This window comes from Muribaculum sp. An289 (assembly GCF_002159555.1).
Taxonomy (GTDB): domain Bacteria; phylum Bacteroidota; class Bacteroidia; order Bacteroidales; family UBA932; genus Merdivivens; species Merdivivens faecigallinarum.
Window position 1 is genome coordinate 1 of record NZ_NFIV01000023.1, and the last position, 7,614, is coordinate 7,614.

A 7,614-nucleotide genomic window follows, 5' to 3' on the forward strand; every position below is an offset into this window, starting at 1 on the left:
AAAACTCATTGACGAATATATATCACGCCATTATTGACACTATTATCATGAATTTTGTCGACTAAGAAATATTTATTCGTGTGCCATCATGAATTTTGTCGACTAGGCCTATTTTTGGGATAGTTGATAATCAATAACTTACAAAAAAACGGAGCTGGCTTTGGGTACTTTCTGAGGTACCCAAAAGCAGGTGTGATTTTAATAAATTGTTCATTATCAGTATCTTATAAAGATGCTACCTGGCTGTGGGGTGGAAAACGGGTCGGCATAATCGGATTTTTTCCTCCTCATTCCGCTTTCATTCCACTTCCAACCCTTTTCCCGTCATTCTTTCGCAGGAGAAGTTGCATCCCGGCCCGTAAAACAGAACCGTGACGTGCAAGAATAGTGTCAAACCGGGAACGCCCCGACTTAACCACGTTGCTTGTAATGCAACTATATATCAACACATTACCGGAAATCTATCAAAAATCCCCTGTTCCCAGCGAAGTCCACGTGGATACCGCTCGGAACAAAGATAATTTGCTATATTCTCACAAGGCATTGTAACACAATAAATTACATAGATACATCAAAATGGGGTGGGCATGTTTTCTAAAAAGTTTTACCCAAAATGGCAACAGTTGAAGTTGTATGCTACAAGTACAGACCATAAAAAAACAATGAACTGCCCTTGAAGATAAGTGGTTGTAAAGACAAAAAATCAAGGTACTTCAATCTTGGAGTTTTTGTAGAGCCTGAACACTGGGACTTTGACAACAACAGACCCAAAGAAACCTGCCCTGACAAAGATATACTGGAAAGCCTTATTTCCAACAAGATAAGTGAAGTGAGAAGCAAAATTGTGGAGTTGAAGGCTGGTTACAAGGACTTTTCTGCCACATCTCTGATAGAAAAAATTAAGCACAAGACCCAACCTGTGACAGTCGGAGAATTATTCAGGAAAGAGATAAATTCATAAATTCATTAAGAGAGGGAAAGAGGACTGGCTATGCCCTGTCAGTAGAACAGGTGTACAATTCTTTAGTGAAATTCAACAAGCATCTTGACCTTTATTTTTCAGAGATTGATTGGTTCACTTTCCCCCTGCTTGTTAGTGCCTATCAGTGCCCTCCTGTCCCCGTTAGTGCCTATCGGTACCCTTCAGTGCCTTCTATTACATGTCAGTCCACTTCAATCCCGCTACTACCCTCCACTACCTGCCAGTGCCCGCCTTTGTCGGGACCTATGCGTTTGAGCAAGCCATCGGCTTTCAATGCGGCAATCTGTTTTTCCACAGCCTTGGGAGTTATGCCTATCCGTTCTGCGAGGGCGATTGCCGTCAGGGTATTGTCTTGAAGAAGCAAGTTGAGGATTTTCTCCCTACTTTTTACCTTTTTCTCCCCACTTTTTCTGTTTTTCTCCCTACTTTCCGGGACATTTTCGATGGATTTGCAATATGTCTCTATATCGTTAATCAAATTCCTGATCATTATGGATGTCATGAAATTCCTGAAAATGGTAAGATCTTCTTTTTCACGGGTTTCGACAAGTGCCTTGATATATTCTTCTTTATCTTCCTTAAGGATTTTAGTTGGAATCAGGCCGAACTCGAATTGTATATAATTCATAATCAGACGGGCCATCCTTCCGTTCCCGTCCGCCCAGGGATGTATTGTAACTAAAATATAATGGGAGTCAAAACTCAGTTTGTACAAATCCGTGATGCTTTTAGATGCGCAATTCGCACGTTCACTATTCAAGCGGGTACAGAATTCGTCAAGTTTTATTGGAACTTTGCTGTAATTCATGTAAGATTTTCCACCGGTTCCGGCAGTAACATTCAGTAGGCGCAAATCTCCTTTTGCCGATGAGAAATCCCCCAATGCCGTCTTGTATTCCTTTCCGGTGTTCTTCATTACGAGTGCCGACAGTTCCTTCAGCATATCTATTGTTATGGGCGTATGGACTTTGGCCAGTTGTAATGCTTTTTCGTATGCGGCCTTAAGGTCAAGGTTCATGTTCTGTTCCTCAATGCTTTTCCCTTTAAGGCTGATGCCATGGTCGAACATTATTTGGTTTTCAAGTTCTGTTATGGTCGAACCTTCTATGGCTGTAGAATGGGTAATGAGTGAATACAGGTAGAACTTGTCATAGTCTATCTGGCTGTCTATTCCCAGTTCACGGTATCGTGAAACAAGTTTTTCGAGTTCAGTATTCATATTATCTCCCCGTTTTATGTGCAAAGGTAGATTTTTCTCCCTACTTTTTACCTTTTTCTCCCCACTTTTTCTGTTTTTCTCCCTACTTTTTCCGGAATGCAGGAGCGGTAGCGATAGAAAGAAAAGGGCGGCCTGCGATTAACTGCGAGCCGCCCGGTATTATTCCCGTGCCTTGACGTTTTGTTCTGTTATTCCTGTGTATCTATTTTATTTTATCGTCCTTCCGGGATATTGTTTGAGCGCGACTTCAAGGCATTTCATTGCTGCCTTCAAATCCGACTCCTTGAGCACGTAGGCTATGCGGACTTCGTTCTTGCCCATTCCCGGTGTTGCATAGAAGCCTGCCGCAGGAGCGACCATTACGGTCTGGCCTTCATAGCTGAAATCCTGGAGCAGCCACTGTGCGAAACGTTCGCTGTCGTCTATAGGCAGGCGGGCGATTGTGTAGAACGCTCCCATAGGCATAGGGCTGTATACGCCTTCCATTTTGTTAAGGGATTCTATCAGTATGTCCCTTCTCCTTATATATTCGTCCTTTACTTTCCTGAAATACTCTTCGGATGCATCCAAAGCCCCTTCCGAAGCTATCTGGCCGAGGGCAGGGGAGCAGAGCCTTGCCTGGGCGTACCTCAGTGCCGCCGACATGACTTCCTTGTTTTTGCTGATGATGGCTCCGATGCGTACTCCGCAGAGGCTGTATCTCTTGGAAACCGAGTCCACGAGTATGACATTGTTTTCCACGCCTTTGAGATACATGCATGAATAATGAGGCTCTTCGGTGTAGCAGAATTCCCTGTAGACTTCGTCCGATATGAGATACAGATTGTGCTTGCGGATGATTTCCCCGAGCTGTTCGAGTTCTTCCTTGGTATATACCGTTCCGGTCGGGTTCCCCGGGTTGCAAATCAGTATGGCCTTGGTCTTCGGAGTGATTGCCTTCTCGAATTCCTCGATAGGAGGAAGGGCGAAGCCGTTCTCAATCTTGCAGGTGATAGGGCGGAACCTTGCATCGTTCTGCAAAGCGAAGGAAGCATAATTGGTGTAGAAAGGTTCGAGGACGATGATTTCGTCGTCCGGATTGCAGATTATCGAGATAGCCATGCTGATGGCTTCGCTGCCGCCGTTGGTAATCAGAATGTCTCCGGCATTGATGTCCATCCCGAGTCTCTGGTAATACTTGGCGAGTTTTTCCCTGTAGGACGGTATGCCGGCGGAGTGCGGATACTCGATGAGTTTGAGGCTGATGTTTTTTACTGCATCGATAGCCTCTTCAGGAGATTCGATGTCCGGCTGTCCTATATTCAGATGATATACTTTGACACCCCTTTTTTTTGCTTCATCGGCGAAAGGCACGAGTTTCCTTATCGGGGAAGCCGGCATCATTTCGGCTTTTTTTGAAAGAGTTAACATTTTTATTATAATTATTTTAATCAAACATATTAAAATTATCCGTCCCGCCCGGGATTCGGAAAAACATGGTCGCAAAAATAAGCAAAAAAAAAGAATATTGGGCGGATTTTAATACCTTTGCATCGAAAACGTTTTTAGCGATGATAGAACTCTTGAAAAAATTGTCCTGGCTATGCGCCGTGGCATTCCCGTTAATCTCTTGCGCGGACAGGGAAAAGCAGGATTACAGCATGCATCCGTTTGTCGAGAGGGCCGCATTCGACACTTCCTGTGTGGAAAACAGGATATTGTCCTCATACGATTCCTCTAACAGGGATGGTTCGATTGCCATCGTGGGGGAAGGTCTTGAAGCGGTGAGGCTTGCCGAGTGTTTTGCGGTTTTCGATGCCTGCGACAATATAGACGCATCGTCCGGACCTGACGGGATTCCGGATTTTGCCGGCGAGTTCTTCGATGTGCTCATGGATTATTCCAACGCTCCATACAGAGGTTATATCGAAGCGGGGAACGAGCTGTTCCTCAGGGAATTGTTGGTTAGGAACACGGTGGCGATGCTTGATGGTGCGTGCTATGCGAATGCTTACGACAAGGTCCGTTCCGAGCGCAAACATCCGGCCAAGGCCCTGGTCGTCTCTTCCGTATCGTATTCCCCTGAAATAATGTCGGATTTGGATACGCTTTTTTCAGAAACAGGACTGGAGATTCCGGTCATGTTCCCGCCGCTTTCGTCTGTCCGGACGGTGATGAATACCTTCAAGAGCATCTCCGGAGTCGGAGTCATGGCGGGACTTGACGTGGCGGCGAGCGGCATTTACGGCGAATTGTTCAGGGATTTGAGTTATAAGGCAGGATATTCCGTCCCCGTGCACAATGTGATTTTCTCTCCGGAAGGAGAGACCCCGGAAGAAAAGGTGAGGAATTTCATAAAAATGTACATCAATTCCGGTTATACCGAGCCGTTGAATGCCATCATAGTGGACGACATGCTTCTTGCGGGCAGCATAGATTCGATGTATGTCGCCCTGGACAAGATGATGTCTGAAAAAAGCGAGGAGGGGGCGTTGTATGAAAGCGTGGTTTCCGACGGTTTCATGTTCATAGACCCGGCCAGGTGCGTGGCCTCCGAATTGTTCCGTGAATTGAGGCGTGAAAACAATATGGCCCTGAGAATCAATTATCCCAAATTCGAATTTTTCATATCGGTATTTTCACCGGATTTCCTGATGCAGAGCGGTCAGGATGAAGTCAGCGATACGTTGAAATATTCGAGGGCGTACGATGCCGGTGCCAATACGGTCAAGATAGTACGTCTTTCGAGACGTCATGTCGGCAAGGCGGAAAGGGCCGTGCTGGATTCGTTGGCTCCGAATATCGATTTTAATTTTTAACATCATAGATGGGCAAGGTTTACAGGCCGGCCATATCGCCGGAAGAAATAGAACTCCTTCCGCTGGCCGATTTTACGGGCAGCATAGTGGTCGTGGAAAGGCAGGGAAAACTTCTGGACGAGGCGGTGAATTATCTGAAACATCAGAAAATAATAGGTTTCGATACCGAAACGAAACCCAATTTCCATTCCGGCGAGAAGAGGAACGGTGTAGCGCTGTTACAGCTTTCCGGAGAGGACCGGGCATATCTTTTCCGTACCTGCACCATGGGGCTGGACGACAGGGTGGCTGCCATACTTTCGGATAGCGGCATTGTCAAGGTCGGTGCGGCCGTGCGTGACGATATAAACGGCCTGCGCCGCATAAGGGATTTTTCTCCGGAGGCTTTCGTGGATTTGCAGTCGGAGGTAAAGGAGTACGGGATAACTGACCTGAGTGTCAAGAAGATGGCCGCCATTGTCCTTGGTGTGAAAATATCAAAGGCCCAGCGCCTCAGCAATTGGGAGGCGAAGGCGCTGACGTCGGCCCAGTCGAAATATGCCGCCATCGACGCATGGATATGCAGGGAAATTTATCTTACACTTGAAAAAGATTGAATTGCAGGGAAATGATTAAGGTTTTTTTGAAAAGAGGCAGGGAGGAGTCAATCCTCAGATATCATCCATGGGTGTTTTCCGGAGCGATTGCGGAAATAAAGGGGCATCCCGCCGAGGGCGACATTGTGGCCGTCCACTCGTCCGACGGTTCGTTCCTGGCTTTCGGGCATTATCAGATAGGGACGATAGCCATACGTATTCTCGGTTACGGTGACGAGGTGCTCGCCCCCGATTTTTGGGAAAGACACATTTCGCAGGCCTATGCGATGCGTTGCAGCCTTGGACTTGCTTCCGGTTCGTGTACCGATACTGACTGTTACCGTCTTGTACATGGGGAGGGCGATAGCCTGCCCGGGCTGATAATAGATTATTATGGAGGTGTCTGTGTCATGCAGGCCCATTCCGTGGGCATGTTTCGCGCAAGGGCACGTATCGCCGAGGCGCTCAGGGCCGTTTATGGGGAGGCTCTCCACGCTGTGTACGACAAGAGTTCGGGGACGGTGCCTTTCAAGGCGGGGCTTGAACCCGTGGACGGTTATCTGTATGTAAAGGAAGGTTTTTCAGACAAGGATTTTTCTGTAAAAGAATACGGCAACAGCTTCTATGTCAATTGGCACGAGGGTCAGAAGACAGGTTTTTTCCTTGATCAGCGGGAAAACAGGAATCTTGTTGGGCGTTATGCTTCCGGCAAGAAGGTGCTGAACCTGTTCTGCTATACCGGAGGTTTTTCCGTATATGCCCTGAAGGCCGGCGCATCGAAGGTCGTCTCCGTCGACAGTTCCCGCAGGGCCGTTTCGCTCCTGGATTCCAACCTCGTGCTGAACGGACTGGATGACGGGAGGCATCTTTCCGTGTGTGACGATGCCATAGACTACCTTAAATCCGTCCCTGACGGGGAGTTCGATATGATAATCGTCGACCCTCCGGCTTTTGCCAAGCACAGAGGGGCCATAAGGAACGCTCTGAAGGCATACCAGCGGTTGAATGCAGCAGCCATTTCAAAGGTCGCTCCCGGCGGGATGGTTTTCACTTTCAGTTGTTCCCAGGCTATAGACAAGGAATCTTTCGCCCTTGCGGTATTTTCGGCAGCCGCTGATACAGGAAGGAATGTCAGGATACTTGACAGGATGAACCAGCCTGCCGACCATGCTGTAAATATCTATCATCCCGAAGGCGAATATCTGAAAGGTTTGGTGCTCTATGTAGAATAATTTTGGAAATATTAAAATTAGTATTAACTTCCGGAGTTTGACACTTTTGTTGGTCAAGATATAGGGAAAATCGAGGCTACAGACCGCTGTAATGGCGATTTGTAGCCTTGAGATTTTTTCTGGGAATGTAGTATATTCTGTTTTTTGAGTGTTTTTTTGAGTGTGGGTATGGACTATTGCCCACATGTTTCCTTTTCGCGTTTCTTCGTTGAAGCGATGATGCTCCTCATCTTCTTTTTCGTCACAATCTGCGTGTCGATCCTGAAGCCTGCGGAGCCGTGCAGGTGGTTTGTCAGGTCGGTCCTCTCGTATGCGGGTATGTATCCCTCCCCGTCCACGCTCAGGAAGTTCATGTCCCTGAGCGTCCCGAGTATCTCCCTGGTCGTGAAGTGCATCCCGCCCCTGTTTATCTTCTTCTCCAGATACTTGTATATGAGCAATGCGAGAAAGCATGTCAGGAAGTGCGCCTTTATCCTGTCGTCCCTTTTCAGATATACCGGCCTGGCATCCATGTCGGTCTTTGTTATTCGGAAGTCGTTCTCCACGACCCATCGTCCGCTGTTGAGCCTTATGATTTCGGCCGCCGGCCCCTCCAGGTCGGTGCATATGCAGTAGAAGCCGTCAAACCGTGCCTCCTGTTCTATCATCTCCTGATTCAGGGAGAAGTTCCTTACCTGGGCCAGTTCGCCGTCCTCCGTACAGTATTCCGTCCTGATGAACCGTTTCGCGTCGTTCGGGCTCTTCTTCCTCCCTGTGTTTGCCCTTCCCGACTCCAGCAGTGCCCGGGCCCTGTCTATCTGCCTGTCCC

7 protein-coding genes are annotated in these 7,614 nt (G+C 47.6%); 4 read left to right on the top strand and 3 right to left on the bottom strand.

What is annotated here, in order from left to right; all coding sequences use genetic code 11:
• Positions 1–667: 667 nt before the first annotated feature.
• Entirely contained in the window at positions 668–961 is a 294-nt protein-coding gene (locus tag B5F83_RS10375; RefSeq protein WP_087280751.1) for an Arm DNA-binding domain-containing protein, read from the top strand.
• A 202-nt stretch (positions 962–1,163) separates the two neighbouring features.
• Here B5F83_RS10375 and B5F83_RS10380 read toward each other — a convergent pair whose 3' ends face one another.
• Complete coding sequence (locus B5F83_RS10380; RefSeq protein WP_087280755.1) at positions 1,164–2,201, bottom strand: Fic family protein; 1,038 nt, start codon at positions 2,199–2,201, stop codon at positions 1,164–1,166.
• Positions 2,202–2,408: 207 nt separating this feature from the next.
• Positions 2,409–3,611, bottom strand: a complete 1,203-nt coding sequence (locus B5F83_RS10385) for a pyridoxal phosphate-dependent aminotransferase (RefSeq protein ID WP_087280772.1) — start codon at positions 3,609–3,611, stop codon at positions 2,409–2,411.
• Between the two features lie 140 nt (positions 3,612–3,751).
• Between B5F83_RS10385 and B5F83_RS10390 the strand changes: the two genes are divergently transcribed.
• Genes B5F83_RS10390 through B5F83_RS10400 form a run of 3 tightly spaced genes read left to right on the top strand, consistent with a single transcriptional unit; the run spans position 3,752 to position 6,806 of the window.
• The gene (locus tag B5F83_RS10390; RefSeq protein WP_143822539.1) at positions 3,752–4,999 is read left to right on the top strand and encodes a hypothetical protein; all 1,248 of its coding nucleotides are present in this window, start codon (positions 3,752–3,754) and stop codon (positions 4,997–4,999) included.
• A gap of 8 nt (positions 5,000–5,007) precedes the next feature.
• Positions 5,008–5,595 carry a 3'-5' exonuclease gene (locus tag B5F83_RS10395; RefSeq protein ID WP_087280761.1) on the top strand — a complete coding sequence of 196 codons (588 nt, stop codon included), beginning with the start codon at positions 5,008–5,010 and terminating at the stop codon, positions 5,593–5,595.
• 11 nt (positions 5,596–5,606) lie between these two features.
• Positions 5,607–6,806 carry a class I SAM-dependent rRNA methyltransferase gene (locus B5F83_RS10400; RefSeq protein ID WP_087280765.1) on the top strand — a complete coding sequence of 400 codons (1,200 nt, stop codon included), beginning with the start codon at positions 5,607–5,609 and terminating at the stop codon, positions 6,804–6,806.
• Positions 6,807–6,979: 173 nt separating this feature from the next.
• Here B5F83_RS10400 and B5F83_RS10405 read toward each other — a convergent pair.
• On the bottom strand, positions 6,980–7,614 hold a 635-nt coding region (locus B5F83_RS10405; RefSeq protein WP_143822540.1), incomplete at its 5' end, for a transposase.

Excerpts from the sequence above, each read along its gene's own strand:
- B5F83_RS10380 (WP_087280755.1), bottom strand. The coding sequence starts at position 2,201 with ATGAATACTGAACTCGAAAAACTTGTTTCACGATACCGTGAACTGGGA.
- B5F83_RS10385 (WP_087280772.1), bottom strand. The coding sequence starts at position 3,611 with ATGTTAACTCTTTCAAAAAAAGCCGAAATGATGCCGGCTTCCCCGATA.
- B5F83_RS10390 (WP_143822539.1), top strand. The coding sequence starts at position 3,752 with ATGATAGAACTCTTGAAAAAATTGTCCTGGCTATGCGCCGTGGCATTC.
- B5F83_RS10395 (WP_087280761.1), top strand. The coding sequence starts at position 5,008 with ATGGGCAAGGTTTACAGGCCGGCCATATCGCCGGAAGAAATAGAACTC.
- B5F83_RS10400 (WP_087280765.1), top strand. The coding sequence starts at position 5,607 with ATGATTAAGGTTTTTTTGAAAAGAGGCAGGGAGGAGTCAATCCTCAGA.